The sequence below is a fragment of the Paenibacillus polysaccharolyticus genome, assembly GCF_900102085.1.
Taxonomy (GTDB): Bacteria; Bacillota; Bacilli; order Paenibacillales; family Paenibacillaceae; genus Paenibacillus; species Paenibacillus polysaccharolyticus.
Window position 1 is genome coordinate 46,834 of the sequence record NZ_FMVM01000002.1, and the last position, 26,274, is coordinate 73,107.

At 44.3% G+C, this 26,274-nt stretch carries 26 protein-coding genes and 1 pseudogene; 22 read left to right on the forward strand and 5 right to left on the reverse strand.

Features of this window, described 5'->3' with window-relative positions; translation table 11 throughout:
- Window positions 1–53 precede the first annotated feature (53 nt).
- The 4 genes from BLQ13_RS02775 (at window position 54) to BLQ13_RS02790 (ending at window position 4,487) form a co-directional block, all read left to right on the forward strand.
- Window positions 54–1,844, forward strand: a complete 1,791-nt coding sequence (locus tag BLQ13_RS02775) for a spore germination protein (protein WP_244159193.1) — start codon at window positions 54–56, stop codon at window positions 1,842–1,844.
- Window positions 1,845–1,887: 43 nt separating this feature from the next.
- Window positions 1,888–3,003, forward strand: coding sequence for a GerAB/ArcD/ProY family transporter (locus BLQ13_RS02780; protein WP_090915783.1), 1,116 nt, complete (start codon window positions 1,888–1,890; stop codon window positions 3,001–3,003).
- A gap of 4 nt (window positions 3,004–3,007) precedes the next feature.
- Window positions 3,008–4,198, forward strand: a complete 1,191-nt coding sequence (locus tag BLQ13_RS02785; RefSeq protein ID WP_167375625.1) for a Ger(x)C family spore germination protein — start codon at window positions 3,008–3,010, stop codon at window positions 4,196–4,198.
- Between the two features lie 70 nt (window positions 4,199–4,268).
- Window positions 4,269–4,487 carry a hypothetical protein gene (locus tag BLQ13_RS02790; RefSeq protein ID WP_090915785.1) on the forward strand — a complete coding sequence of 73 codons (219 nt, stop codon included), beginning with the start codon at window positions 4,269–4,271 and terminating at the stop codon, window positions 4,485–4,487.
- A 122-nt stretch (window positions 4,488–4,609) separates the two neighbouring features.
- Here the strand turns inward: BLQ13_RS02790 and BLQ13_RS02795 are convergent, their stop codons facing one another.
- Window positions 4,610–5,893 (reverse strand): stalk domain-containing protein, encoded by a 1,284-nt coding sequence (locus BLQ13_RS02795; RefSeq protein WP_090915786.1) that lies wholly within the window; start codon window positions 5,891–5,893, stop codon window positions 4,610–4,612.
- A gap of 178 nt (window positions 5,894–6,071) precedes the next feature.
- Here BLQ13_RS02795 and BLQ13_RS02800 point away from each other — a divergent pair, with 178 nt between their 5' ends.
- Together BLQ13_RS02800 and BLQ13_RS02805 are read left to right on the forward strand one after the other, a co-directional pair.
- The gene (locus tag BLQ13_RS02800) at window positions 6,072–6,440 is read left to right on the forward strand and encodes a hypothetical protein (RefSeq protein ID WP_090915787.1); all 369 of its coding nucleotides are present in this window, start codon (window positions 6,072–6,074) and stop codon (window positions 6,438–6,440) included.
- Window positions 6,441–6,459: 19 nt separating this feature from the next.
- Entirely contained in the window at window positions 6,460–7,692 is a 1,233-nt protein-coding gene (locus BLQ13_RS02805; protein WP_090915788.1) for a sialidase family protein, read from the forward strand.
- A gap of 99 nt (window positions 7,693–7,791) precedes the next feature.
- Here BLQ13_RS02805 and BLQ13_RS02810 read toward each other — a convergent pair whose 3' ends face one another.
- Window positions 7,792–8,217: a hypothetical protein gene (locus BLQ13_RS02810; RefSeq protein ID WP_090915789.1), complete on the reverse strand. Its 426-nt coding sequence runs from the start codon at window positions 8,215–8,217 to the stop codon at window positions 7,792–7,794.
- Window positions 8,218–8,427: 210 nt separating this feature from the next.
- Between BLQ13_RS02810 and BLQ13_RS02815 the strand changes: the two genes are divergently transcribed.
- From BLQ13_RS02815 to BLQ13_RS02850, 8 genes are all read left to right on the forward strand, one after another.
- The gene (locus BLQ13_RS02815) at window positions 8,428–8,736 is read left to right on the forward strand and encodes a hypothetical protein (protein WP_090915790.1); all 309 of its coding nucleotides are present in this window, start codon (window positions 8,428–8,430) and stop codon (window positions 8,734–8,736) included.
- Between the two features lie 213 nt (window positions 8,737–8,949).
- Window positions 8,950–9,522, forward strand: coding sequence for an esterase/lipase family protein (locus tag BLQ13_RS02820; protein WP_090916475.1), 573 nt, complete (start codon window positions 8,950–8,952; stop codon window positions 9,520–9,522).
- 300 nt (window positions 9,523–9,822) lie between these two features.
- Window positions 9,823–10,563 (forward strand): LytR/AlgR family response regulator transcription factor, encoded by a 741-nt coding sequence (locus BLQ13_RS02825; RefSeq protein WP_090915791.1) that lies wholly within the window; start codon window positions 9,823–9,825, stop codon window positions 10,561–10,563.
- Window position 10,564: 1 nt separating this feature from the next.
- The gene (locus BLQ13_RS02830) at window positions 10,565–11,863 is read left to right on the forward strand and encodes a sensor histidine kinase (RefSeq protein ID WP_090915792.1); all 1,299 of its coding nucleotides are present in this window, start codon (window positions 10,565–10,567) and stop codon (window positions 11,861–11,863) included.
- A gap of 111 nt (window positions 11,864–11,974) precedes the next feature.
- Window positions 11,975–14,026 carry a serine hydrolase domain-containing protein gene (locus tag BLQ13_RS02835; RefSeq protein ID WP_090915795.1) on the forward strand — a complete coding sequence of 684 codons (2,052 nt, stop codon included), beginning with the start codon at window positions 11,975–11,977 and terminating at the stop codon, window positions 14,024–14,026.
- A gap of 242 nt (window positions 14,027–14,268) precedes the next feature.
- Complete coding sequence (locus tag BLQ13_RS02840) at window positions 14,269–15,258, forward strand: SDR family NAD(P)-dependent oxidoreductase (RefSeq protein ID WP_090915797.1); 990 nt, start codon at window positions 14,269–14,271, stop codon at window positions 15,256–15,258.
- A gap of 307 nt (window positions 15,259–15,565) precedes the next feature.
- Window positions 15,566–16,459: a UDP-N-acetylmuramate dehydrogenase gene (murB, locus tag BLQ13_RS02845; RefSeq protein WP_090915799.1), complete on the forward strand. Its 894-nt coding sequence runs from the start codon at window positions 15,566–15,568 to the stop codon at window positions 16,457–16,459.
- A 210-nt stretch (window positions 16,460–16,669) separates the two neighbouring features.
- Window positions 16,670–17,389, forward strand: a complete 720-nt coding sequence (locus BLQ13_RS02850; RefSeq protein ID WP_090915801.1) for a hypothetical protein — start codon at window positions 16,670–16,672, stop codon at window positions 17,387–17,389.
- 22 nt (window positions 17,390–17,411) lie between these two features.
- Here the strand turns inward: BLQ13_RS02850 and BLQ13_RS02855 are convergent, their stop codons facing one another.
- The gene (locus tag BLQ13_RS02855; protein WP_090915803.1) at window positions 17,412–18,182 is read right to left on the reverse strand and encodes a DUF817 domain-containing protein; all 771 of its coding nucleotides are present in this window, start codon (window positions 18,180–18,182) and stop codon (window positions 17,412–17,414) included.
- A 225-nt stretch (window positions 18,183–18,407) separates the two neighbouring features.
- Here BLQ13_RS02855 and BLQ13_RS02860 point away from each other — a divergent pair, with 225 nt between their 5' ends.
- The 7 genes from BLQ13_RS02860 (at window position 18,408) to BLQ13_RS02890 (ending at window position 23,824) form a co-directional block, all read left to right on the forward strand.
- Window positions 18,408–18,752 carry a YojF family protein gene (locus BLQ13_RS02860; protein ID WP_090915805.1) on the forward strand — a complete coding sequence of 115 codons (345 nt, stop codon included), beginning with the start codon at window positions 18,408–18,410 and terminating at the stop codon, window positions 18,750–18,752.
- Between the two features lie 20 nt (window positions 18,753–18,772).
- Entirely contained in the window at window positions 18,773–19,450 is a 678-nt protein-coding gene (gene bshB2 / locus BLQ13_RS02865; RefSeq protein ID WP_090916477.1) for a bacillithiol biosynthesis deacetylase BshB2, read from the forward strand.
- Window positions 19,451–19,641: 191 nt separating this feature from the next.
- Window positions 19,642–21,066: a right-handed parallel beta-helix repeat-containing protein gene (locus tag BLQ13_RS02870; protein ID WP_244159195.1), complete on the forward strand. Its 1,425-nt coding sequence runs from the start codon at window positions 19,642–19,644 to the stop codon at window positions 21,064–21,066.
- Window positions 21,063–21,665 carry a nitrous oxide reductase accessory protein NosL gene (locus BLQ13_RS02875; RefSeq protein ID WP_244159196.1) on the forward strand — a complete coding sequence of 201 codons (603 nt, stop codon included), beginning with the start codon at window positions 21,063–21,065 and terminating at the stop codon, window positions 21,663–21,665. Before BLQ13_RS02870 ends, BLQ13_RS02875 begins: the two co-directional genes overlap by 4 nt.
- A 24-nt stretch (window positions 21,666–21,689) precedes the next feature.
- Complete coding sequence (locus BLQ13_RS02880) at window positions 21,690–22,511, forward strand: ABC transporter permease (RefSeq protein WP_090915809.1); 822 nt, start codon at window positions 21,690–21,692, stop codon at window positions 22,509–22,511.
- On the forward strand, window positions 22,504–23,217 hold the full coding sequence (gene ccmA / locus BLQ13_RS02885) for a heme ABC exporter ATP-binding protein CcmA (protein WP_090915811.1): 714 nt from the start codon (window positions 22,504–22,506) through the stop codon (window positions 23,215–23,217). Before BLQ13_RS02880 ends, ccmA begins: the two co-directional genes overlap by 8 nt.
- A 13-nt stretch (window positions 23,218–23,230) precedes the next feature.
- Window positions 23,231–23,824 (forward strand): redoxin domain-containing protein, encoded by a 594-nt coding sequence (locus tag BLQ13_RS02890; RefSeq protein WP_244159197.1) that lies wholly within the window; start codon window positions 23,231–23,233, stop codon window positions 23,822–23,824.
- Between the two features lie 75 nt (window positions 23,825–23,899).
- Here the strand turns inward: BLQ13_RS02890 and BLQ13_RS02895 are convergent, their stop codons facing one another.
- The gene (locus BLQ13_RS02895) at window positions 23,900–24,238 is read right to left on the reverse strand and encodes a hypothetical protein (RefSeq protein WP_244159198.1); all 339 of its coding nucleotides are present in this window, start codon (window positions 24,236–24,238) and stop codon (window positions 23,900–23,902) included.
- Window positions 24,239–24,286: 48 nt separating this feature from the next.
- Window positions 24,287–24,418, reverse strand: a pseudogene (locus BLQ13_RS29135) (TetR/AcrR family transcriptional regulator); the annotation flags it as partial.
- Window positions 24,419–24,623: 205 nt separating this feature from the next.
- Between BLQ13_RS29135 and BLQ13_RS02900 the strand changes: the two are divergent.
- Window positions 24,624–26,138 carry an FAD-dependent oxidoreductase gene (locus BLQ13_RS02900; protein WP_090915815.1) on the forward strand — a complete coding sequence of 505 codons (1,515 nt, stop codon included), beginning with the start codon at window positions 24,624–24,626 and terminating at the stop codon, window positions 26,136–26,138.
- Window positions 26,139–26,274 lie beyond the last annotated feature (136 nt).

Sequence of the window (26,274 nt, forward strand, 5' to 3'; positions counted from 1 at the left end):
AATGATATCTTTTACTGAGAATAGTTGACGAATCGGCGGAAAGGGGGGAGCCCATGAGTCAAAACAGTCAAAATACAAATACCAACTCAGGAACAAACTCAAACACGAACTCAAGTACAAATACCAACACAAGCACAAATAATAATACAGACTCCAATTCCAACTCAAGCACCACGGAACAACAGGATTCGAAGCAAGGTACAGAGCGGTCAACCGAACAAAATATGAAACAGGATACAAAAGAGGAACAGAAAGAACAAAAACAAGATCAGCAAGAAAAAGAAAACGACGAAAACAGCGAAAACAGAGAAAAATCAAAACAGAATAAGGATCAAAACGCGAAGAAAAATACGGATCAGGATTCAAACGAGAAAGAGAAAGAGAAGAAGAAAGAGAACAAAGGTAAGGATCAATCGGATCAAGAAGGACAATCGGATCAAGAAAAACAAGAAACGCAGCAGGACTTGCCCTTAACAGGAGATTTGGTTATTGATGAAGAGACATTACGCGCCGTATTTACGGACTGTTCCGATGTGATATTTCATTCATTCGAGACCTCGGGCTTCACCTCCGCACTATGTGTATATTGTGTGGGTTTATGTGATACGGAGCGGCTTGAGCGTCAGGTGCTAACGCCAGTTCAGGAGATTGGCATGGAGGCTGCTCAGGTTCCTCTATCTTCCGTAAAAACCGTTGAAACGTCGAAAGAGGCCGCAGAAGCGATATTGGAAGGAGAAGCACTTCTGTTACTGGAAGGTTCCAATGTCGCAACAACGTATCCGCTGTATAAAGCCGCTAATCGTTCGACAGAAGAGCCTCTAGCTGAATCAACAGTTCGTGGTGCAAGGGATGGCTTCACCGAGTCACTCACAACGAATCTTTCATTGGTTCGTAAACGGCTCAAAACACCTGCACTAAAATTCCGAACACGCACCGTTGGAGAAAGCTCCAATACCAGCATTGCACTTGCGTACGTGGAAGGTATCATTGATGCCTCACTGGTAAAAGAGGTGGAGCAGCGACTGGATCGGTTAAGAGTCCGGGACATTCTGGAAAGTCAGTATATTGAGGAAGATATCATCGATCAGCGATTCTCACCTTTTCCTCAAATGATTGCTACAGAACGTCCGGACGTTGTGGCCTCCAATCTGATGGAGGGGCGATTTGCGATACTGGTGGACGGAACACCATTCACACTGGTCGCTCCTGTAACACTGTTTTCCATGCTGCAGTCGCCTGAAGATTACTATCAATATGTGTTTATGAGCGTATTTCTCCGCTGGCTGCGATACGTATTTTATGTTCTGTCCTTGTTGCTGCCCTCGGCTTATGTCGCGATCACGACCTATCACCAGGAGATGATCCCTACAGTGTTGCTACTCAGTATTGCTAGGGCCAGAGAGGAGATTCCTTTTCCCGCACTTGTAGAGGCACTGATTATGGAAATCGCCTTTGAAGCGCTCCGGGAAGCCGGTGTTCGCCTGCCGAAACAGGTAGGTTCCGCGGTCAGTATCGTTGGCGCACTGATCATTGGACAAGCTGCAACGACGGCTGGGATTGTCTCCGCTCCGATGATTATTATCGTTGCGATCACAGGGATTGCGTCCTTTATGATCCCTCGTTACTCTGCTAGCATATCGACACGGCTGCTTCGTTTTCCCATTATGATTTTGGCTGGAACGCTGGGCTTAATCGGGGTTATGTTGGGCATCATTTTGATTGTCATTCATTTGAGCAGTCTTCGCTCTTTTGGTGCGCCGTATCTGTCTCCGGTTGCACCGACGAATGCCAAAGGGTTGAAGGATCTGTGGTGGCGTCCAGCACCTTGGAACAAGCCGCGATAGGGATTAGATTGCATTAATGTTGTAGGAGAGGGCGGGAAGATTCATGTTAACTGACCAAGGAAGAATATCGGAGACACAGCTGGCGTTCATGATCTTCCCGGCTGTTATTGCCACTGCGATCTTGTCTGTACCTGGAATTACAATGCATTATGCCGGACATGATATGTGGTTATCTCCCATTATTGGATCGGTTACTGGACTTGCCGCCATTGGTGTATCACTTGGACTAGCACGGATGTACCCCGGAAAATCGCTCATTGAATCTAGTGTGCTCGTGGCTGGTCTCGTTCCAGGCAAGCTAGTCGGACTTATTTATATTTTGTTCATGCCTCATCTAACCGGGCTGATTATAAGGGAATATGGTGAGTTTATCGCCAATAATGCACTTCCGCGCACACCGATGTTTGTAATCATGGGCACCATGATGCTTGTTTGTGCGATTAATGTCAGACTTGGCATAGAAGTGGTTGGCAGGACAGCACAGGTTTTTGTAACACTGGTCATGGCTATGCTGGGTCTCGTCTTCGTACTGCTCATTGGGGAATTGCACCCATCAGAATTGTTTCCTTTTATGGAAAATGGGCCGATGCCTGCCGTCAAAGGAGCACTCGCTCCTGCCGCCTGGTTCAGTGAATATATCGTAATTGCCTTTCTTCTGCCGTATGTAAATCGCAAAAAAAGAACCGCTCGTGTGATGCTAGGCTCTTTATTGACAACAACGATAGTGATGACCGTTATTAATGTGGTTTGTCTCTTTTTAACTGGAGATCTGACAGATACGTTTGTTTTCCCGGTGATGATCGCTGCCCGGTACATTACAATTGCAGACTTTCTACAACATATTGAATCCCTCATAATTGCCGTGTGGATCTTTGGTATGTTTGTGAAGGTTTCCGTATTTCTATATATATCTGTGACGTCCACAGCGGAATGGTTCGGTCTGAAGGATTACAAGCCCCTAGTGAGCCCGCTTTCCTTTCTCTGCATGATTTTTTCGTTTTGGGTAGCTTCGAGCAGTTCGGGGTTATCCAGTTTGGTAAGTCCTTCAGCCAATTTGTATACGATCGCCGTTTTGCTTGTTCTTCCAGGGGTGACTTACGGGATAGCTTGGGTGAAAAAGGGGTGGGCTTATGTCCGAAAAAAACGTACGGATGCCTGATCCCATGAAAAAAAGAATAATCTCTGCATGCAATATTTGCTTTCTTATCTGTTTTTGTTGCACATTACTCACGGGATGCTGGGATCGGATTGAGATTAATGATCTCGCGATAGTACTGGCAACCGGAGTGGATTACAAAAATGATCAGATCGAACTGACATCACAGATATTTATTCCTCGTAAAGCTGGGGGAGGAGACAGCACGGGGAGTGGAGGCAGCCCAAGCGGGGTAACACTAACTCGATCGGCTGAAGGTCATACCATTGCAGAGGCTCTGAACCGATTGCAACGGAAAGTGCCGAGAAATATGTTTTGGGGACACTGCGAAGTTGTTGTGATTAGTGAAGACGCTGGAAAACAAGGCATACGTGAATACATCGATTTTTTCCTCCGTTATCCTCAGATCAGGGAACATGCTTACGTGTTTTCGACACCTGAACCAGCCAAGAACATGCTTGCTTTGCTTGATCCGTTGGAACGAAGCTCTGCCGAATCTTTGCGTGAGATGGCCAATATGAAACTAGGTACACGGACAACCATTTTGGAACTCGCTCAATCGATTGAAGGCCCTAGCGAATCTGTCATTTTGTCCCGGATGTTGTCTCTCCCACCTGACGAGGGGCAGGATAAATTAACAACGACTCCGTATATCAGAGGACTAAGTCTCTATAAGGGCGATACGTTTAATCGAAGTGTACACGAACCATTAACCATTGGCATTTTGATGCTCGCTAATGAATTGAACAACATCATCATGCCTGTTAATGTAGAGTCGGAGAGAGGTTCTTTTTCGATCCAGCCGTTAGAAGTGAAGACTATATTAAAGCCGAAGATTTCGGCTGGACGGTGGAGCATGCAGGTGGATGTGCAGACACGGGGAGAGGTGGTTTTAAATACAACAGACGGGAACCTCACAGATCCTGCTGTGTTGAAAAAGCTGGAGGAAACCTGGGCATCACAATTGAAAGAAATGGCTACATCAGCCCTTCGGTTATCCCAGCGAGAGATGCGAACGGATCTGTTTAAGTTCGCGGTGGAGTTCCGCAGATATTATCCGAAACAGTGGAAGAAGCAGGAGAAGAGATGGGAGCAGATCTACTCTGAGCTTGATGTGGACATCCAGATTCATGCGCAGGTTGTACGTACAGGTAAATCTGCCGGGCCTCAGGGCATCCCGGATGAGCAGGGGAGATGAGCGATTAACTGTGGAAGTAATGCCATCACTCATGGGGATACGAGATATGATAGACAGAAGGTGATAAGTTATGAAAATTGCTTCTATGTTAGGTATTCTGTTGTTAGCCGGAACGATCATCTATGTGGAATGGAAACGTAGCGAAGAAAAAAAAGTCCGGATGATTACAACAGGAGTCAGCGCTATCAGTGCGGTCATTGGCATGGTCCTGTTATTTGATCCCCAGTTGCCGGGACCGGGTGTGATCATTAAACTGCTGTTTGGCGGTATAGATAAGGTCATGAAATAAGAAGAGAAGGTGATGAAGTACACAAAAAAGCACGTTCCTTGTACAGTCAGTCAAGGTGCGTGCTTTTTCCTGCTTATTTTGAATTAGATTATGAAGTTCAATATAGCTATGAGAAGGTAGCTTTATTCTTCCTTAATTACCGATGCTTGCACAACAGATTGCATATCAGCGCTGTACGTACGGAATAGGCCAAGCCGCCAGAAGGCTGCACCCTTCAGATCGTAACGCTTGGCAAGTCCGAGCTTGTCCCCGACAGATGAAGGTGTCTCACTATTGATGTTGATGCCAAGCAAAATCTTTTCTTTGGGCACTCCTGCCTTGAGTGCGAGTGCAATTGCCTGATTGACCAGACTGTTCGGCTCTGCAACTTGGGCTCTAGTTCCTGCAGGATTATATTGGTAGGCCATAATGATAAGGTCATCCGCCAGCATAGCCAGTGTTTTGTAATCATACCCTTTGTAGGCGCTATTGAGCGGAGGAACAGCCAGAGAGATGGCGATCTCTTGAGGTAGCGATTCCCTTAGCTGTTTCACATACTGATTCAGCAATTGTTGTTGCTCTACAGCGTCCAGTTTGAAGCCGAGTCCCTCAAAATCAAGCACAACCCCACCAAAGCCATACTCCTGAATGGCTGCTTGAATGCCTTCAATGGATTTTTGCCTTAAAGTGCTGTCACTCAGTACTTTAGTTAGCTCGCCATTTCCATCCAGCGCATACACCATCAAACTGGGCTGGATTTGTTGACTTGCTGCGTCAGCTACAATGGATTTAGGGGTTACTTCACCAGCGGCAGCAGGAACCTGATATTCTTTCCCTTCCAGTGTAAACGTACCATCCCGGTCAATGCGGCTCCATCCAAAAGCAACCGAATTCATAGAAGGTAACAGATCGATTTCGTGGTACGCTTTTACGGCATAGAACGCTCGGAGATGCATTTCACGTTGAGGTGACACCATAGAGACGGTTCGTGTAGCCTGATTCCAGCCTGTACGGACATCGAATTGGCTACTGAATGAACTCAGCGGAATAAGTACACGTCCTTCCCGCTGCACAGGTGCGGCAGGGAGATTCACTTTCTCTCCATTTACAGTAGCTGTCTTGCTTCCAACCTGAAGCACAACTTTCGTTGTTTTTCCTTTGGATGTGTTCACTGCGGTTATGGTCTGTGTTTTGTTGTTCCAGCTAATACCAATGCCGAGTGCTTCTCCGACCGTCCGGAATGGAACATAGGTTACTCCTTTATCAATCCGGGGTGCTGCATCAAAGGTTAAGGGTACATGATCCAATTGAACAGAGATCGCAGGGGCTGCTTGAAGTTTGTGGGATTGAGTTGCAGGTATACTGCCCATCATGGATATTACCATGGCGGCTGCCACAGCGATTTTTCCAGTACGTTGTATAAACATAAATAGGTGTACCTCCAGGCGTTGTGGTTTGGCGTAAATCTACCAAATTAATGAAATTTGGCAAATCTATCATAACAAAATTTTCATATTGTTCCAATACAAGAAAACATAGAATCTGCATAACACAAGCTTAATGGAAAGTATAGTGGAGTATATGGTGTGAAAGGAGTGTGACTCTTTGCCGAACTCTACAGGGTTTATCTACAATCCAACTTCAGGTCCGACACAGTCTACACAAATTATCGTCACTTGCATTAACGACTCACTTAATGCGCCTGTTAATGTTGAACTTGAAGTTTTTAGATGGGACACGGCACAACTGGCACGTGTTCCTATTGGTCATGATTTAGTTGAAATCTTGCCGCAAGCAACAAGGACTTTCATCTATCCGTTAATTAACGCTGCGTTTTTTGAAGTTCAAAGTGATTTCTTTAGCGCAACGAGCACCGTTATTCATGTCTATGGCGTGGATTCTACGGGTCAGATTATACAGCGCATTCTACAATCTGAAATGACGTTAATTGACCGATTCACCAATATCCCTTAAAAGAAAAGAGGTGAAGAAAATGGCCGTTGTAAATATTACTGGTGCTTTGGCGGGAAATCAGTTTGAACCCTCTATTGCAGTAAATATTTTAAATCCTAATATTATGTGTGTTGTTGCTGTAGACACCAGTACGGGACCAACGTTAACAGGATTTTATCGCTCCATCGACGGTGGAACGACATGGTCCACAACGGTTCTTCCGCAACCCGCAGGCTATTCAGGGGCGGAAGCACCAACCATCGACTATACGTTTCCGAGCACTTTTATCGTCACGGTGCATGTGTTTAACGGGATTAATGACGGGACCATTGTAAGCTATACTTCATTTGATGACGGTGCAACTTGGCAGCCGCCTGTCATTGTACAATTAGGATTTGGAACAATCGTGCATAATGATGAACCTTTCATTGCTGTAGATCGCTCTCCTGGCAGTCCATATCGAGGCCATGCGTATGTAGGTTATACACCACTTGCAACAACTTCTTCTGCTATTTTTACTCAAAGATCTGTTGATCAAGGAATCTCGTGGGAACCCCCGGATCGACAATCGAGTCCTCGTGGAATTCATGACCGGGCAGCTTTGGCCGTTGGTTTCTCCGGCGAAGTCTACGCAGGGTATATCATTACAGGGCCAGCCAGCCCTTCGGCATTGATACGCATATCGTATGATGGCGGAATTAATTATCAACCGCCCATAGAACGGCAGTCTACGTTCATATCTTCCGTTGTGCCGGCGCCATCGCCCCTCCCTGTGCCTAACTATAATTTTCGAGTGCAGACCAATCTGAGTTTGGCAGCAGACATATCCATTGGACCGAACAGCGGCACCGTTTATGCCGTATGGAATGACGCTCGCGCGGGGTATACCGATGTTTTGCTTTGTGAATCTCCCGATGGACTTCTTTGGTCAGATCCGATAAGCATTACTAGCGCACCGCCAGGTACACAGAACTTTTTTCCTGCCATCACGGTGTCTCCATTTGCTGGAACCATTCGGGTAATCTATTACTCCAATCAAATTGACGGGTTCCTGCTTGATGTTTTTGTTGCCGAGTCCTTTGATGGCGGAGCAAGCTTCAGTAATCGCCGGCTAACAACGACCTCCTTTAATCCGAATGGTGTTTCTCCAGTGCCAACCGTTCTAATCGGCGACTATATTACAGCAGCTACATATGCTCCGGATAACCTGGCTGCCGTGTGGATGGCTACTACACCTCCGACAGGTAAGCTGGATGTTTATTTCGGAAATTAGCTGGACATATAAAAGCCCCAAACCTGTAGTCTACAATACAGATGTAGATTACAGGTTTGGGGGCGCTAAGCATTACATACGAGACCTTAATCTTAAACATTAATCCGAAACGATAAATCCGTCGAAGCTTTCAGGACCTACCCGGACCGTACCAAGCAGATTGGTACTGATAAAAGCGGTGTAGGTGATTTGCGGAGTTACAGGCGGATTATAATCATTGGCGGAAAAAATGATGACTTCAGGTACAAGCAATCCGTTCAGACCATACGTGTGATTGGCTGAATATATGAGAGGATCTGTTGCAACCGTGCCACGGACAATCGTAATTCGGACTTGGAAGAGAGCGAGTGGAAGCTGAACTGTAATCGTTCCTTTCATAGAAACTCTGGGATTAGGACCTGCCCCAGCAGTTAGTAACCCGATCTGTGCAAATAATGTAGGGGTATTAATGACGGGAATAGGAATGGCAATGGAATTAAATGTAGCTGCATTCAGCGATATCCTTGCATCAAGTAGTTGGGTCATATGATATTCCTCCTTCACATTCAGATAGAATACTATATTCAATGAGGTCACATTCGCATGGACGAGCGCTCAGGACTAGCCAAATTAGGAAAGTTAGATGGAGTATTAAAGCACTTTTGAACGTATGTTTTGACACATCAAGAACGAAATGAGAAAATACGTTTCTATGATATGAAGAAAAAAATAATTTGAAGTTGGAGGCATAACGAGATGAACCAGCGTTTTAAAATAACGAGATCGATGCAGGAAAACAATCCGGAACAACATATTTCTTTGGAAGAGTGCAGCACATATTTTGCTACCAAGCCGGAGTTTACTTACTCCACAGTACTAAATATCGTTGGTGCGGAGAGCACGATGACCATTGAGGGTGACTTTTTTATGTGGGAGCATGAAGGACAACAATACCCATTCCGATTGTATATGGGAGAGTTGTACGTTGCTATTTCGAATGAAGCGATTGTTCCGGTTATGATGGAAGCGGCATCGCAGTTGCATGCGGATATTGTAGAGGGATAGTTGTCTTGTGCTCCGAGTCGTACGATGAGCCAAGCTGAAAGAGGAGAACCTCTATATTTCGACAAAATAATTAGCAGTAAACATCATACTCCATTGGTTAAATGAGACTAAAATACCATTTTATTTACAATTTTTAAATTGTAAAATGTGGGTATCTCATTTCACAGGAGGATGATCTGATTGAAAAGGTTAAGACCACTGCTAATTGTTTTGATGAGTGCGATTTTTGCTTTTGCTTTACCAGGAATTGGGCAGAGTACGACAGCTTCTGCTGCCACTGCGCGGACACCCATTGTTTTTGTTCATGGATTGACAGGCTCAGACAGTAATTTTGCCTTAATCGAAAGGTATCTGCGCGGTGAAGGATGGTCGAATAATGAGCTATTTGCCATTGATCTCCCGAGCAAAGCAGGGAATCAATTGTTAAATTCTGCGGCGATCAGCCGATTTGTGGACGATGTTCTTCGCCAAACGGGACATTCCAAAGTTCATATCGTTGCACATAGCATGGGCGGAGCTAACAGCCTGTATTATATATTGAACCGCGGAGGCATAGATAAGGTGGATAAATTGATTACGCTGGGTGGGGCGAATCGGTTGACAACGAACAGCGCACCAAGCGGCATTAAAGTTACCTCAATCTACTCCACCAGCGACACCATTGTTTCGCCTCTTTTATCCAGACTGGACGGGGCAAACAATATTTCCGTTAGTCTGGTAACTCATATCGGATTGCTCTATAACTCAAGGGTAAATGCATTGATTAAGGCCGCACTCATCGAATAGCTGTGGTTGAAGAACTTATATACTCATCCTATATTAGCGGTATTAACAAGACTGACCACTCCTGGTCAGTCGTTTTTTTGTTCAAGAGTAAGTTGATGCTTACAACCAAGGAAGTGGAAAGATCAAAAAACAACCAAAGGATGGAACAAGGACGCATGATCACGTCGTTGTTCTTTTTACGTTTGCCTGCATTTCAGGGTAGTGTAAATGCTTTTCAATCCATTCTTAACGATCTGAGCGTGATAAGATAGTATATTAGAATGAATAAAAACGGTTTGTGTTCGAGAAAGGCGGGATGAAATGTATCAGGTAGCGATATGTGACGACGATGAGCAGCAACGAGAATTGATGAGACATATGCTGACAGCGTTCTCGCTCAAAACCAATATCGAGTTTCATATCACCATGTTCAGTTCAGGAGAACAACTCCTGGCTCATTATAAGGATCAGAGAGAGACGTTTCACCTGCTTATTCTGGATGTAGAGATGGGTGGGTTGAATGGCATACAGACGGCACAGGAAATCAGAAAACTCAAGATCATGGATGTGCAGATCATGTTTTTGACCAGTTATCCCGAGTATATGGTCCAAAGTTTCGATGTGATGACGTTCCAATATTTGATCAAACCGATTCAAGAGGCTGTGCTGGAAGAGAAGCTGGTCAAACTGCATCAGTATTATCAAGCTATGGATAAAAAGTATCTGGTGATTAAATCGGATTACGATGATTTGATGTTGAAATATGAAGATATTTTATGGATTGAGGTGATTAAAAGCCTCACGGTTAAAAACAAACTAAAGGTAATTACTCGTGATAACTCTTATGAAACGAAAGGTATTCTATCGGCTTATGCTGCAACGCTGACAGAGCATGGTTTTATGCAAATTCACCGATCCGTGCTTATTAATCTAATGCATGTACACAAGTTCACGGGGGCACAAGTCACGATGCTGGATGGAACCTCTCTGCCGATAGGTCGTTCCAAAATCAAAGAAGTCAAGGATACGTATACCAAATATATGATCATGAGGGTTCAATAAAATGAATATTTTGCATCTAGTACCCGTCATTTTGTTGACCCTGCTCATGACCTTTCAAGCCAATTATTACTTTGATGCTGTGCTGGGAAAATCCAGACGTAAACCTCGCAGAACGATTTATTTTGTTGTGTTTGTCCTGCTCAATTTCTTTTATTTGGCTACGCGATTACCTTCTTTTCTTTCGACTTTGCTTGCATTGATTTTTATCTTCACTCTGGCACAATCCTACCGGGTAGAATTAAAACTGAAGATTATGTTTACGGTTATGTATGCAGCGCTGTTAACCACGGTAAATATCATTTCAGTTTATGTTTTTAGTGTGATTGACGGCATCGACTACCTGAAAGTGCCTGTCTATGGCCCGGAAGCGATATGGTTGTTCTCCAAAGTTCTGCTGCTAGGATGCAGCATTATGTTTGTTGTGATCCCCATTGTTCATCTCATCGCCAAACGCAGGAGCTTTAGGGTGCACCATAGGTCTTATCTTTTATTTTTGATCGTTACTGCGATTACGGTGTACCAGATCAATGTCATTTCAATATATAGCGAAAAAAATATCTTCTATATTTTTTCAGTGCTAGGCTCCCTTTTTCTAAACGTATTTATTGTGTATGTGTTTGATAATATCGTGGAGAAGGCGCATCTCGCTCATGAGAATGAACAATTGCAGCGGCAGATGGATTACCAGGATGCTAACTACGAGAAGACCGTGCACAGTTTCAAAAGCATTAAAAGTATTATCCACGATATCAATCAGCAATTTCTATATATCGAAGAGTGTGTGAAACGTAACGAACTTGCGGCAGCAACAGAGCATATGCATGTTACGATGAACACCATTGAGCATGCGTACCAACGTGTGAATAGCGGTAATCTGGTCATTGATGCTCTCGTTACAAATACGCTAACCGTCGGGCAGGCAAACGGCATTCGAATCGATACGCGTATCAATCTCCATTCTCAACACATAGGCATTGAGCGTTATGATTTGTGCGTGGTGCTCGGAAATATTCTAGACAATGCTGTTGAAGCATCCAAGAAAGTACGGGTCGCCGAGGATCGTTATATCGTAGTATCTATTCATTCTACAGCTTCTGCTCTGGTAATCCAGATTATGAACCATACCGCCCAACCGGCAACGGATCTGAAAAGTGACAAAACGGATTCAGAATTTCATGGTTTTGGCCTGACCAATATATCCAGAATATGTAGCAAATATGGAGGACATATGACCATTGAGCAAGGACAAGGGTCTTTTAACAATATGGTCGTTCTTCCTTACAACACAAACAACGTCTGAACTGTCGTTCAGGGGTTGTTTTTTTCCATTCGGGGTTCTTTTCCGCAGGCCACGTCTTTGCCAAGTATGATGAGTTCATTCAAGTATATCGATCTGAAGGAGGAAATCTGAATGAAAAGGATAATTACGGTTTTATGTGCGTTTATGCTTGTCATCATGCCTGTAGCAGATGTTAAAGCTGAGGCGACAGAAAAGCAGACAACCCAAGCGAAAGCTAAACAACTCGCTGACATGCTGGTTCAGAATTATGGCGTCACAAGTATGCAATATGCGATTATGGACAAAGGTGAAATGATTTTATCTGACGGTGCTGGATTTCATGATAAGGCGAGCCAGAAAGCCGTGGACAAAGATACCATGTACGGTATAGGCTCCGTAAGCAAAATGGTGGTGACAACTGCGGTCATGATGTTGGTCGATTCTGGTAAGGTTGACCTGGACCAGCCACTTACTACGTATATTACCGATTTCAAAATGGCAGACCCCCGCTATAAAGAAATCACACCGCGTATGTTAATGAATCATTCATCCGGGTTGTACGGTTCGCAGTATGGAAACAGCATTCTTTTTGATGATAACGACACACGCAATCATGATGAACTGCTGATCAAACTTCAGGCCGAACGTCTCAAGTCTAAACCCGGGGAATACTCCGTTTATTGCAATGATGGCTTTCAATTGCTGGAGATTCTAGTTGAGCGCGTGAGTGGGCAAAGTTACAGTAAATATGTGGAACAGTCTATCAGCAAGCCGTTGCAACTTGGTTCTACGAAGACACCACTGGATTCTTTCAATAGAGACAAATTAGCTGGAACCTATTGGCCAACTTTTAAATCAAAGATGCCTGTTGAAAATGCCAATATCATCGGTACGGGTGGCATTTATTCAACGGCTGAGGAGTTAACGCAATTTGCTGAGGTACTGATGGGTAACCGCCCGGATCTTCTATCCAAGGCTTCGGCTAAAGCGATGCAAAGTCCAGAATATCGCAAAGGCATATGGGTGTCTGACGAAATCAATTCGTTCAACTACGGACTCGGCTGGGATGCAGTAGAACTTGCTCCATTCAGTGAGTATGGCATTAAAGCACTGACCAAGGGCGGCGATACGATCATGTATCACGCTTCATTAATTACGATTCCAGAGCACGACATATCCATGGCTGTGTTATCTTCAGGTGGATCTTCTGTTTTTGACCAGATGTTTGCCTCTAAAGTGTTGCTGGAAGTACTGAAGGAACAGGGCATTATTGACAACATTAAACCGGATCGCACCTTCTCTGTCCCAGTCCAGACCGAGATGCCTGCTGAGTTGAAAGATTACTCCGGTTTGTATGGAACCGTTGGTGCAACAACGGAGATTAATATTCAAGACGGAGCATTCACCTTACCAGCTATGCTGGGCGGACTAATTGCTGAACAAAAGTATGTGTATACAGGTGACGGGTATTTTACCGGCAAGGACGGAAGCGTGAAGGTGAGTTTTGTAAAGGAGCGGAACGCCAAGACCTATGTTAAAGTCCAAGGATATCTTAGCTTGCCGGGACTGGGACAGATGGGCATGAGCACGTACGATTATCAAAAGCTGGAGCCTAACAAGCTGGATGCAGTTACCCAAGAGAAGTGGGCTGCACGGAACGGTGTGAACTATTTTGCGCTGGACGAAAAAATCACATCGCTCTTCTACCTGGTTCCATCACAGCTTATTAAAAATTTTAAGGTTAACGCAGAGCATGGCTATGTAAATGGGACGCAAATCAAGGATGCCAATTATGCCGTTAATGTTGCGGAGATTCCAGTCATGAATGGCCGAGATGCATTCGACTTGGAATTAATGATGAAAAAAGATGCTGAGATTCTCACGCAGAACGGACAGCAGTACATCTCGGAAAAGGCGATTCCGCCTATTTTCAGTGGGAAATCAGGAATTGCGACTATACCAGCTAACGGTCAAGCTCGATGGTATGCGATTGACGGGAAATCAGCTGAAAAAACGATAACGGTGGATTCTCCTAAGCACGGCGGTTATGCGGTTTATGATGATCAAGGTCAGGCGCTACAGTTCTCTATCGCGACTGGGGAACAGTCCACGAAGCTACCGAAGAAAGGCTTTATCGTATTTGGAGGTAACGCCGGTGATGTTTTCCACATTCGTCTGAAATAAAGAGAATAGAAATGTTTTAATGTTTTAGAACACTCAAATGTGTATGGAAAAAGCTGCCGAATGGCGGCTTTTTTGTTCATCCTGATGGCGAATGAAGATCAATGGTGAATTGTCAGGATAGACGTTTTAAGGGGCATCGTTTGACTTCGAGTTTACTCTAGGGTGTAGACTGATTATTGAAGTCCTAACAGGGATAAATACTAAAGGCAGTTAGAAGTACGAATATGAAGGAGCTGAGTTAAATGGATACAAACAAAGAGACAAGAACAGTTCAGCATAACATACATTCAGGTTTTGACAAGAGTAGTACAGCGGATGAGGTCTTACATGGCCTGGATCTGTCAGGGCGCCTCGCCGTAGTGACAGGTGGATATTCCGGTCTGGGACTGGAAACAACTCGTGCATTGGTTCGAGCGGGAGCACACGTTGTTGTGACTGCGCGCAGACCAGATGTTGCACGTGAAGCATTGGCAGATATTGAGAACGTGGAAGTACACGAGCTTGATCTGGCTGACCTGTCCAGTGTTGCTGCATTTGCGGGACGTTTTCTGGCAAGTTCACGCAGTATAGATATGTTAATCCTGAATGCAGGTATCATGGCCTGTCCAGAGACCCGGATTGGTCCGGGATGGGAAGCGCAGTTTGCTACGAACCATCTGGGACATTTCGCGCTAACCAATCAATTGTGGCCTGCGCTGGTCAGTGAAGGTGGAGCCCGTGTCGTTTCGCTTTCCTCTGCAGGACATCATTTCTCACCAATCCGCTGGCATGATATTCATTTTGAACAGGGATACGAGAAGTTCCCGGCATACGGTCAGTCCAAAACAGCGATCAGCTTATTCACGGTAGAGCTCGACAGACTTGGCAAGCAGCATGGAGTTCGTGCATTTGCTGTACATCCGGGTGGAATCATGACTCCATTACAACGTTATATGCCCAAAGATGAGATGGTTGCTCTCGGTTGGATTGATGAATCCGGCAACGTGGCTAATCCGGGCTTCAAATCACCGGAGCAGGGGGCAGCAACCCAGGTGTGGGCTGCGACTTCTCCCAAGCTTGAAGGCATGGGCGGTGTGTACTGTGAAGATTGCAATATCAGTGAGATGGCTCCCGAAGATGGCGGTTTTTACGGCGTGAAGCCATATGCGATTGATGCAGAACAGGCGGAACGCTTATGGGCGTTATCTGCTGAATTGACAAAGACGGATATTCCGGATAACGATCGTGGATGAAGCGGACTTCTATTCAGAAGATAGAGAAGTTTAAGAATATGTGGTAAAATGTTCAGGGCGCTGCGGTTGTTACATCCGCAGCGCTATTGCTTTTTTTTGATGCCGTACAATCTGAAAATGGTTGTTCATTTATAATTTAACTTGCATTCAAGTATCTATTCAGTAAACAGGCGAATATCATTATAGTAATACGTTTGAATTTCATCAGTCTGTAAAGGGAAATATGAGGATAGATTGTCATTGGAGTGTGTTTCGATTTACAATGTAGGAATCATGTTCTTTTTGAAGAACGCAGGGAGAGAAAATCATGAATATTTTTGAAAATCACATACCTAACGAAAAAGTAAAATTTAATGAACCGCTAAAAAATCATACGTTTATCCAAATTGGAGGCAAGGCCGATATTCTCGTGCATCCAACGACGGTGGAGGAGATTACCAAAGTGGTTGAAATTGCGAACAGCCATCAGCTGCCGCTGACCGTTATTGGTAAAGGCTCCAACGTTATTATTAAGGACGGAGGCATCCGGGGAGTCACGATTTCGCTTAGCCGCTTCGATCAGATCGAAGTCAGTGGAACACGTATCATGGCACAGAGCGGCTCCGATATTATTGACGTATCCAGAGCCGCTTTGGCACATAGCCTGAAGGGTATGGAATTCGCCTGTGGCATTCCTGGCAGTACAGGAGGCGCTCTTTACATGAACGCTGGCGCTTACGGCGGTCAGATCGCGGATGTCATTGAAAAGGCGACGGTCATTACCCGTGAAGGCAACGTTGTTGTTATCCCTCGTGAAGAGATGAAGCTGAGTTACCGCAACAGTCTTTTCAAGATGGATCATTATATTATTTTAGATGCCGAGTTTACGCTTAACGAAGGGGATCAGGAGGAGATCTCTAGCAAGATGAAGGAATTAACGTTCCTGAGAGAATCGAAACAGCCATTGGAATACCCTTCTTGCGGAAGTGTGTTCAAACGTCCAGAAGGACATTTTGCCGGTAAACTAATTCAGGATTGTCAATTGCAAGGCACTCGCATCGGTGGGGCTGAAATCTCGACTAAACATGCTGGATTTATCGTGAATGTGGATCACGCCACTGCCAAGGATTATGAGGATCTGATTCAGTTTATTCAGAAAAAGGTGTGGGACACGTTCCAGGTGGAATTAGAAACTGAAGTGATTTTCCTTGGAGAATATTAATTCAGTACACGATTTATGAAGGCTGGAGCACTAAAGCACGTGTAAGCCATGACTAGAATATGAGTCGTTAATAAGATGGAGCCGCCATATGGCGGCTTTTTTGCTATATCTTATAAGAAGTGAAAAAACGATTATGATAATTTTGGTAATATTAGATGGGTTTATATGTTATATTGTTAATTTATCTGTTTTCAAGAAGGAGGCTCGAACATGAGTAAAGGAAAAGGAAACTTTCTCAAGATTATCGTCGTAACGATAGCGTTATTAGCACTCTCTTTGATATCCGTATACACATATATGTATATAAAAGAAAAACCGGGTGGTCTGGCGGATCAGACTTTGTCCAAAGCTATGGGGCTGGATGAAACCATGTCGATTCCGATCGGCAGTACGCCAGAGGATGCAGTTCAACAATTCAGAGCGTCGACTCCTAATGTCCGTGTAGTTCATCAGGAACCTGTGGACGACGGCATGATCGTGTTTACGCAGAGAACGAACAGTGAGGCAGCAAGTAATATGCAGCTGGAGTACGTGCGAAAAAATAGTTTTGGTTGGAAGTGGGTGTGGGGCGGAGGTTATGGAATAGGAGATGTGGATCCGTCTGAGTATGCATTGTATTATATGAACTTACCGAAGCTTGACGGGATAGATGCTCCTTTTCCAATGGTGTTTGGTACTATCGAGCATCCGGGGATCCAGCGTCTAACTGCTGAAACAGAACAGAACGGCTCCATGTCCATAACGGAAGCCAAGTTGATAAAAACAGATATGGAAGAGTATATCTGGTTTGTGATGCTGCCTTCATCGGAGGGTACACCCTATACCATTAAAATATATGATGAAGAGGGAAAACAAGTGGGCAGCAAACAAAATGAAATGGTAAATGATAGCGGATCATTAACGCTGGGGAAAAGGTCAGCGTCAATGTGATCCGCACGTGGTCTTCTTTAAATTATTTTGCGATGCGATTGGCTTTCACATATTTAAGTTGTGCGACGATGATTACACTGATAATAACCAGTAGAAACCATGAACTGATCTTACTGAAGCTCACCAGTTGCCAGCTATCATGTTGATCCGGATATTTCCATCCATTGAAGAAGGTAGCGATATTTTCTGCCAGCCAGATAAAGAATCCTACGATAATGAAAGCAAGAGACAATGGCATACGATAGGTTGTATGGCGTACCCGGTAGATAATCCACGTTTTCCAGAAGACAACAAAGACAAGCGCTGTCAGCCACCAGCGAAAATCGGGTATGAAGTGATGGGTGAAAAAATTAAGGTAGATGGCTCCGCCAAGCAGCATGGAGGGGACCACACCCGGCCAGCTGGTCATATCCATACGTAACCTTCGCCAGATCTGACACATGAAGCTGGCTACACTTGCGTACATAAATCCGCTGTACAGCGGAACGCCAAATATTTTGCTATATGCGGGCTCCGGGTAAGACCATGATCCCATATGTACTTTGTAAATTTCGAGTAGGAGACCGATTACGTGGAATACACAAATAACCTTGATTTCGTCCAACGTCTCTAGTCCAGTGCGAAACATCAAATATTGAACAGCAAGCAGAATAAGTAGAATTGCATCATAGCGCTGGATATAAGGAAATGGAATGACCGTTGAAAGAGCCAGTGTACAAAAAATGGCTACGGGAAAAATACAACTCATGGCTTGATGATATCCAAAATGTAATAACTGAATGAATGATTTCATAGGAAGTAGCTCCTTTTGACACTTCTGAACTGGAGTGAATTTGAGTGTGCATGATCACTTATATTAATCTAATCGATTTTGTGCCATTTGAAAAATAGAAAAAAATGAAGAAGAAAGTTCATATTTTTGTCTGTCATTTTATGCAACTGAGCAGCTTTAAATGTATATTCTTTGATGCATATGATAAAATGGAGTTCATACTTTACAAGAAACAAGGAGGCCGTCATGCAACTGATACAACCACAAGATATCCAGCTTCGGCTCGATCGCCTTGTTGATCAGGATGTATATATGCATCTTGAGATGACAACGGGCGCTTACGCTCAACATTACGATAGTTCACGGCATCCGGCTTCAGCTTTTATCACCAATGCCGCCATTCGATATACACAGGGCTCCATTTCAGGTGAGGGACCTTACCGTGTCGGTCTCAAGACGACAGATGGCTGGGTGTATGCTGAAGGGCTAACCCATATTGATGAGCAGGAACAAGATAGATTGATTATGGCCGGCCATGACACCCAGGGCAAACTGGTTGTGGCTCTGCAGCTAAGCCGGGAGAAGTTCTAATGGAAGTGGAGGAACAACATATGACAAAGAATGCACACGATGAGCATCAACGCATCCTGGTGGTTTATCCTCATCCAGACGACGAAGCATTCTCCGTATCGGGCACGTTAGCCAAATACATTGATTCTGGAGCACACGTTACATATGCTTGTCTGACGCTGGGTGAGATGGGACGTAACATGGGTATTCCGCCGTTTGCGAACCGCGTGACCCTGCCATCTATCCGCAAAGATGAGCTTATTGAAGCAGCTAGTGCGATTGGTATTCAAGATTTAAGGATGCTCGGATTTCATGATAAAATGGTAGAGTTTGAAGATCCTCAATTGCTCGATGGCAGCATTATGGCTCTTCTTGAGGAGATTAAGCCATCACTGATCTTTACATTTTATCCTGGATACAGTGTTCACCCCGATCATGATGCGACAGGAGCTGCGGTGATCAGGGTTGTTAGCCGTCTACCGCTGGAAGAGCGTCCTGTCGTTCACTGTGTAGCTTTCTCTAATAATCACGAGCAGCATATTGGTAAACCAGATGTAACCGTTGATGTCTCTCAATTTCTGGCGCAAAAGCTAGCTTCAATTCGTGCACACCGCTCGCAATTTCAAGCCGCAGAGTTGCTGGGTAACCGTAAGCTGAACGACGAAGAACTTCAAGCACGCTTTGGTCGCGAACGATTCTGGACCTATTCATTTGCATAAACTCAACATGTTTAAAGTCGCCAATTTGGCGGCTTTTTTTCATTCAATCACAATTTGGACACAAAAGTAAGCAAGCTATAGCCTAATGGGGCTATATGGGAAATTTATCATTTTCGATACACTGTGTGAAGGACTGGGATAACGCATTAATGTAATACCAAAAAGAAGGAACGGAGGGAAGGGGGGATGATATGGATGAGAAATGCAGGAACAAAAATATGAACAGTAATAAACGATTCAATATCCGTAGACATGCATTGATTACTCTGATCGGGATTGGACTGGGGTTGCTTTCCGTGTTCCAAACTGTTGTTAATGCTACTGGAGTCACTGGAGATCGTGAACCCGTCCTACTTCAGCCCATTATAGACCAAGCGGATGCCGGAGCGGTTATTCATCTTGAACCTGGTCGATATGAAGGCCCCGTTCTCATCTCTAAAGCACTCACTCTAATTGGGGATGATTCGGTTACCATCCATAATGAACAGGAACAAAGTGCGATATCCATTCAGGCGGAAGGTGTGAAATTGGAAGGGTTTACAATCGAACATAACGGTCGTCAACCAGCAGCAGCTGTGCAGATTACGGGCAGCAATAACGAAATATCTGACCTTAAGCTTCGTACCAAGGGAGCTGGTTTGCTTCTACGTGATGCGACTACTTCTGTAATACGAAATAATTCAATTCAATGGGCAGGTGCAAGCACAGTATCCAGCAGTCAAAAAGGCAACGGGATCGATCTCTACAATTCGCATAACAGTAGGATTGAAGGGAATCAGATTGAGGGTGTGCTCGATAGCATCTATGTGGAGAACAGCCGAAACGTAGCGGTGAACAATAATCGTTTCATGCAAACCAGGTACGGTATTCATTGCATGTATATTGATGGATCATCTGTTACGAATAACACAGGAGAAGGTAACATGACAGGTGCCATGATCATGGGTGTGAAAAATACGGTTGTATCAGGCAATACCTTTCGCAAACAAAGTTCAAATGTTCATTCGCAAGGTATCTTGCTCTATGACGTGCATCAGTCCAAGATCCACAGCAATACAGTAGAGGGCAATCGTGTGGGCATGAATATCGCTGAATCCTCGGGCAATGAAATTGATGACAACGGCTTAATTCGTAATTTCGTTGGAATTCAGATGGTGCTTGCTGAGGGAAATGAATTTAAGCAAAATCGATTTGTTTCCAACGTTATTGATGCCTCGACAATGGACAGCAAGGATAATATTTTGAAAGAAAACTATTGGGATTCCTTTCAGGGATTGGATCTGAATCAGGATGGAATCAGCGAGCTTTCCTATGCGCTCAACCCGTTCTACGAACAAGTAATAAGCAGAAATGCAGCATATCAACTGTTTTTTCAATCCCCGGGCATGGTCTTTCTCAGTGAACTGCACTCGGAAGGGAAAAGCAATTGGACAACAGACGAGTCACCGCAGATGAGCATTGTGAAAAAGCATACTGAAGTTGCAGCAACATCGGGAACATCCGGGACAGCTAGAACAAATGTGGGAACCTGGTCTAGTCCCGTTATGATAATCAGTTTACTTTTACTTGGTTTGTCTGCTAGTACGATGATCTATATGGGGGTATGGAGAAAATGAATAAACGATGGATTTTGGCAATGGTGTTGCTGTTAGGGACTTTGATGTTAACGGCTTGTGGGCAGAAGTATGCGGCTGTGCCCATTAATGAGGACGTGGATATCTGTGCGATCTGTAACATGCAGGTGAAGGATGATGCGTTTGCCACACAGCTTACAACGAAGGACGGTAAAAACTTCAAGTTCGATGACCTTGGCTGCATGAATGAATGGAAAAAAGAAAATGGCACAGACAACATTGGCATGGACTATGTGCGTGATTATAACGATAAGGAATGGATCGAATTCAATAAAGCGACTTATGTATATGACCCTTCACTCAGAACACCCATGGCGTATGGCATTGTTAACTTCAAGGATAAAGCTTCTGCCGAGGCTTTCGTAGCCGAGCAGGGGGTAGGCAAGGTTATGACTGCGGATGAACTTGCTTCTCACGATTGGACTCAGAATATGGATAACATGAATATGGACGGAGACGGGCACGGACATGGTCACGATGAGGGCGGGACGGATCAAGGCTCGAAGCATGATATGGGTGAAGATATGAGCAAAGATATGCATCAAGAAGGTGAGTCGAAAGAAGGATCAGGCAACCACTGATGCTGATAGGGGGTGCTGAAGCCGATGTCTGATATGTTACAAATAACAAAACGAGAGTTGAAAACGGGGTTTCGTAACCCCTGGTCATATTCGTTTCTCGTTCTTTTTTGCACATTTAGCTTAAGTTTATTACTACTAAATGCACAGAATCCAGTAGAAGGATACTCGGGCACGACAGGTTCTATGCTGAACCTTATCCTCTATCTTTTGCCGCTAATGACGCTTTTTCTGGGTTCATTCTCATTGACTGCTGAAAAGGAAGACGGAAGCTGGCAGCTTCTATCGACGTATCCCATCGGTACGTTATCGTTCATTACAGGCAAATATCTCGGACTAGCCGCGGTGCTGCTACTCATCGTGACATTTGGCTACGGCCTGATGGGGCTAGTTAGCGGGTTGCTTGGCAATTCGATCGATCTACTGACCTATCTACTGTTTTTAGCGTTTTCTTGTGGACTTGTGCTGTTATTCCTAAGTGTTGCATTGCTGATCGGCTCACTGTCTCGCAATCGCTGGCAAGCTTTAACGATTTCCGTATCGATCTGGTTTTTCGCCGTTATTGGCTGGCCTACATTATTACTTGCGATATTAGGGCTAATGCCGTACCTCTGGATAAAACCGTTGCTGGTGGTGTTAACCTTTTTGAACCCGGCTGAATTGGTACGGCTGTTTATTGTGATCAAGCTCGGTGGCGGTTCTATACTGGGGCCTGAGTATTATCAATGGGTTACCTGGGTGCAACAGCCAAGCGGCAGTGCCATATTTGTTGGAATGTGCTTGTTATGGGTGAGTTGCTCGATCCTTGTTGTTTACGTTATATGGGAAAGGGGGCGTTCCCGTGCTTGAAACGGAAGTTATTGTGAAGGGACTAGGCAAACAAATCAAAAAACAAACCATCGTCGAAGAAATCTCCTTTCATCTTGGTTCTGGTCAGGTACTTGCCGTATGCGGCGGGAACGGTGCAGGCAAAAGCACCTTGCTACGTATGCTGGCAGGCATTCTGCGTCCAACGTCAGGGGAAATTATGGTGAATAACGTACGCTGGTCACAGGATCGCAAACGGTATGCGAATCAGATTGGGTATATGCCGGATAATTATCAGTTCAGCCAAGGTCTTACGGCCGAGGAATCTTTATTATTCTGGGCATCTCTGCGTAAACTTCCCCGAGATAGGGTGCAGGAAGTATTAGTGATGGTTGGACTTGACGAGCAAAAACATAAACGGGTAACGACCTTTTCCAAAGGGATGCGGCAGCGTGTATTGTTTGCTCAGGCGATGCTTGCAAAGCCTGCTCTTCTGATCATGGACGAGCCTACCAATGGACTGGACCCCTTCTGGATGCAGGAATTCGTACATTTGCTGAGAGGTATCAAACAGGAAGGGCATATGGTTGTGTTCTCCACACATCAGCTTGAAGTGGCGAATGATATCGCAGATCAGGTGATGTTTATGAATCAGGGGTGTAATGTTGGGGAAGGTACTGTAGAAGATATTCGGAATCAGTATGGTTCACTTCATGCTGCTTTTCATCTGAGTCTGGGAATAAAGTGAAGGTGATGTGAACATGCATAACAAGCCGCAAAGTATGGATACGAACAGTGCACAACAGGACGGACAAAAAAAGACAGGGTCGAAAATAAGTCGGGTTGTTACGATGTTGATTGCACTGGCAGCATTAGCTACAGGTATATGGGCTGTGCTGGCAAATTTATCGGACTCTGATTCGAAAAGTAGGAATCCAATTCGTACAGGAGTCGAGGCTCCTGATTTTACAGCAGTTAATTCCAAAGGGGAGCAAGTCAAGTTGTCTGATTACCGGGGCAAAGCCGTGATGATTAACTTCTGGGCATCATGGTGCACGCCATGTGTAAGAGAGATGCCCTTAGTTCACGAGCTAGCGCAGCAAAATCAAAACAAGGTGGAGACACTGTTTGTTAACGTGGGGGAGAGCAAGGGCACAATTAACGAGTTTATGAAAAGCCATCAGTTCGATTTTCCAGTGATCATTGACGCAACGGGCAAAGTATCCAAGCTGTACCGTATCACTGGCCTGCCAGCCACAATGGTTATTGACCAAGCGGGACAGTTTAGCCATATTTTGCTCGGTGAACTGACAGAGGATATTCCTTTGCAGCAATGGCTGGAGGAAAGTATGTGAATGTTGATGATTAGCCAAATGAAGCAAATACAACTCACTCTAAAATCAGCCATTGATTTGAAAGTGAGTTGTTTGCTATTCCAACATGATTTTCTCATTAACCATTTGATAATAATACTCATCCATCTGTTCTGCCGTAATATCTTCTTCAAGATGATATATCCACCACGTCACAAGTAAACTAATGACTCCTGAATGATATTCGGCTAAAAGTTCAATTGGAGCTGAAAGCTGTTTACCTCTTCGTTTTAGTTCGAGAAAATCTCTTCTGGAAATATCTCCGATATAAGTTTTGAAAAAATCAGTAAATCCTTTATCATTCTTCTGATTTTGAACAATCGGTTCTAATAAATTCTCCAACATGAATCTGGATAGGCTTTGTAAGGGCTGCCGTAGCCGATCTTCTATATTCATGTGTAAATAATCCTGAAGCACCCAGGTTAGTGTCGAGTGTAACAGTGCAAATTTATCCTCGAAATGTTTGTAAAATGTGGTACGGTGAACCATCGCTCTGTCGCATATTTCATTAATCGTGATATTACTGAATGATTGTCCTTGCTCGGATAACAGATCTTTAAAGGCAGTGGTTAACAACTTTTTAGTTCGGGCAACTCTTAAATCAACCTTTTTCTCTATAATTTCATCTACACCTCCTGGTTATCGTAGTTTAACTATACAGCGTCTTTATATTGATTCTTACATAAGAGAGATTTTGATTATATATTGGTATTATAAGTAATATTTTTAGTGATCTACAACTGTACATTCAATATAATTCTGAAGAAAGGATGAAGTTGAAATGTCTGACATGAAAAAAGCGATAGTCATTGGGGCAGGGATTGCAGGGTTGATTACTGCCAGAATGTTAGCTGACTATTATGACGAGGTATGTGTGATTGAAAGGGATGAGTTCCCTTTGGATCCAGATAACAGGCAGGGTGTACCTCAGTCATTTCATCCACACCGTGTACAACCACGTGGCGCACTTATTATGGAGCATTACTTCCCGGGATACAATGATGAGTTAATCCAGATGGGAGCGATATCTTCGCATGATGAGCAGTTCCAGATTGCTAACCGATACGGCACATTAGTCAACAAGGAGGACTCTTCTTCGTTTAAAATTGCATCGTGTAGCAGAGCTTTACTGGAATGTGTGCTGCGCAAGCGAATCCAGAACATGCCTCAGATAGGCTTCTTAACAAGCAAGGAAGTGACTGGACTTATCGTATCTGACGATGAGCGTGCCGTCACCGGCGTGTATACCAAAGAAAGAAGCGGAGAAAAGAAGGAAGAGCAAATTCCAGCCAATATGGTTATTGATGCTTCAGGACGTTCTTCCAAGATCATCAGATGGCTTAATAAGATCGGATTAACAGTGCCAGAGCCTGAAGTGCTTAAGGTATCTCTTGGTTACAGTACCCGGTATTACAAAATAAAAGGCTTCATTCCGAACGAATGGGTGATGTCTGACTCCGATCCTGAGCGAGGTATTCGTGCAGGTATATTTACGCGTATTGAGGATGATATTGTTGGACTCATTCTTTTTAATGCAGGAGGAGATGAATACCCGTCTACTCAGCCTGAGGAGTTTCAAGAACAAATCAAACATCTGTTTGCTGGAGATAAAATCGTCGGACTTATGGAGCGATTAGAACCCTTGCAAGGGCCTAGAGGATACCGTATTTCCGAGTCTGTTCGTCAGCATTTTGAACTGATGGAGAATTGGCCTTCGGGCTTACTCGTTCTGGGTGACGCACTGTGTGGTTTTGATCCTATTCACGGACAAGGCATAACTGTTGCGGCGATTGAAGCCGAGACGATAGGCAAATGTCTGGAAGAACAGCGCATACAACATGAACCACAGTTTGAGCGTAAGGCGTTACAGCGTATGCAGCAGGCCATCGAACCGGCTTGGTGGCTTAGTTCTGTGGCTGACATGCGTTGGAAAGGGGTGGAGCATGGTGGACCTTACGAACTGAAAGGAGTTACTTTTGGTCAGAAATATATTAATTTGTTTACCAAACAGGCGATGAAAAAAGCGGACCAGGAAAAAGATAATCAGCTCTTCTTTATGCAATTCATGATGAACGCGTTGATCCTTCCGCCAAGTGAATACTTTAAAAAGGAAGTTCTGGACATGATTCTGGACGATAATGGTTCAGAAGAGGAGATGGAATTAAGGGCAGAGCTTGGTGTACATGATCCTGATTTGTTCCAGCAAAAATTAGATGAGACTCTTCCAATATTTGAACTGGAGTATGATGAGCAGATTAAACAATTGCTCGAATCACTTCAGCCTGCGATGAGCTAACCCTTTCATTGTAAAGTATTACTAGCTTCCTTAACCATTGAATATGCTCTCAAGAGGAATCTGACTTATCATTAATAGTGAAAGATGAACTTAGCTCCAACCCAGAAACACAAAAAGAGTCGCTATAGTAGCTACT

What these genes read in the sequence shown, in the direction of transcription:
- BLQ13_RS02775 (WP_244159193.1), top strand. Translation starts at nt 54, where the DNA reads ATGAGTCAAAACAGTCAAAATACAAATACCAACTCAGGAACAAACTCA.
- BLQ13_RS02780 (WP_090915783.1), top strand. Translation starts at nt 1,888, where the DNA reads ATGTTAACTGACCAAGGAAGAATATCGGAGACACAGCTGGCGTTCATG.
- BLQ13_RS02785 (WP_167375625.1), top strand. Translation starts at nt 3,008, where the DNA reads ATGAAAAAAAGAATAATCTCTGCATGCAATATTTGCTTTCTTATCTGT.
- BLQ13_RS02790 (WP_090915785.1), top strand. Translation starts at nt 4,269, where the DNA reads ATGAAAATTGCTTCTATGTTAGGTATTCTGTTGTTAGCCGGAACGATC.
- BLQ13_RS02795 (WP_090915786.1), bottom strand. Translation starts at nt 5,893, where the DNA reads ATGTTTATACAACGTACTGGAAAAATCGCTGTGGCAGCCGCCATGGTA.
- BLQ13_RS02805 (WP_090915788.1), top strand. Translation starts at nt 6,460, where the DNA reads ATGGCCGTTGTAAATATTACTGGTGCTTTGGCGGGAAATCAGTTTGAA.
- BLQ13_RS02810 (WP_090915789.1), bottom strand. Translation starts at nt 8,217, where the DNA reads ATGACCCAACTACTTGATGCAAGGATATCGCTGAATGCAGCTACATTT.
- BLQ13_RS02815 (WP_090915790.1), top strand. Translation starts at nt 8,428, where the DNA reads ATGAACCAGCGTTTTAAAATAACGAGATCGATGCAGGAAAACAATCCG.
- BLQ13_RS02820 (WP_090916475.1), top strand. Translation starts at nt 8,950, where the DNA reads ATGAGTGCGATTTTTGCTTTTGCTTTACCAGGAATTGGGCAGAGTACG.
- BLQ13_RS02825 (WP_090915791.1), top strand. Translation starts at nt 9,823, where the DNA reads ATGTATCAGGTAGCGATATGTGACGACGATGAGCAGCAACGAGAATTG.
- BLQ13_RS02830 (WP_090915792.1), top strand. Translation starts at nt 10,565, where the DNA reads ATGAATATTTTGCATCTAGTACCCGTCATTTTGTTGACCCTGCTCATG.
- BLQ13_RS02835 (WP_090915795.1), top strand. Translation starts at nt 11,975, where the DNA reads ATGAAAAGGATAATTACGGTTTTATGTGCGTTTATGCTTGTCATCATG.
- BLQ13_RS02840 (WP_090915797.1), top strand. Translation starts at nt 14,269, where the DNA reads ATGGATACAAACAAAGAGACAAGAACAGTTCAGCATAACATACATTCA.
- murB (WP_090915799.1), top strand. Translation starts at nt 15,566, where the DNA reads ATGAATATTTTTGAAAATCACATACCTAACGAAAAAGTAAAATTTAAT.
- BLQ13_RS02850 (WP_090915801.1), top strand. Translation starts at nt 16,670, where the DNA reads ATGAGTAAAGGAAAAGGAAACTTTCTCAAGATTATCGTCGTAACGATA.
- BLQ13_RS02855 (WP_090915803.1), bottom strand. Translation starts at nt 18,182, where the DNA reads ATGAAATCATTCATTCAGTTATTACATTTTGGATATCATCAAGCCATG.
- BLQ13_RS02860 (WP_090915805.1), top strand. Translation starts at nt 18,408, where the DNA reads ATGCAACTGATACAACCACAAGATATCCAGCTTCGGCTCGATCGCCTT.
- bshB2 (WP_090916477.1), top strand. Translation starts at nt 18,773, where the DNA reads ATGACAAAGAATGCACACGATGAGCATCAACGCATCCTGGTGGTTTAT.
- BLQ13_RS02870 (WP_244159195.1), top strand. Translation starts at nt 19,642, where the DNA reads ATGGATGAGAAATGCAGGAACAAAAATATGAACAGTAATAAACGATTC.
- BLQ13_RS02875 (WP_244159196.1), top strand. Translation starts at nt 21,063, where the DNA reads ATGAATAAACGATGGATTTTGGCAATGGTGTTGCTGTTAGGGACTTTG.
- BLQ13_RS02880 (WP_090915809.1), top strand. Translation starts at nt 21,690, where the DNA reads ATGTCTGATATGTTACAAATAACAAAACGAGAGTTGAAAACGGGGTTT.
- BLQ13_RS02890 (WP_244159197.1), top strand. Translation starts at nt 23,231, where the DNA reads ATGCATAACAAGCCGCAAAGTATGGATACGAACAGTGCACAACAGGAC.
- BLQ13_RS02895 (WP_244159198.1), bottom strand. Translation starts at nt 24,238, where the DNA reads ATGAATATAGAAGATCGGCTACGGCAGCCCTTACAAAGCCTATCCAGA.
- BLQ13_RS02900 (WP_090915815.1), top strand. Translation starts at nt 24,624, where the DNA reads ATGTCTGACATGAAAAAAGCGATAGTCATTGGGGCAGGGATTGCAGGG.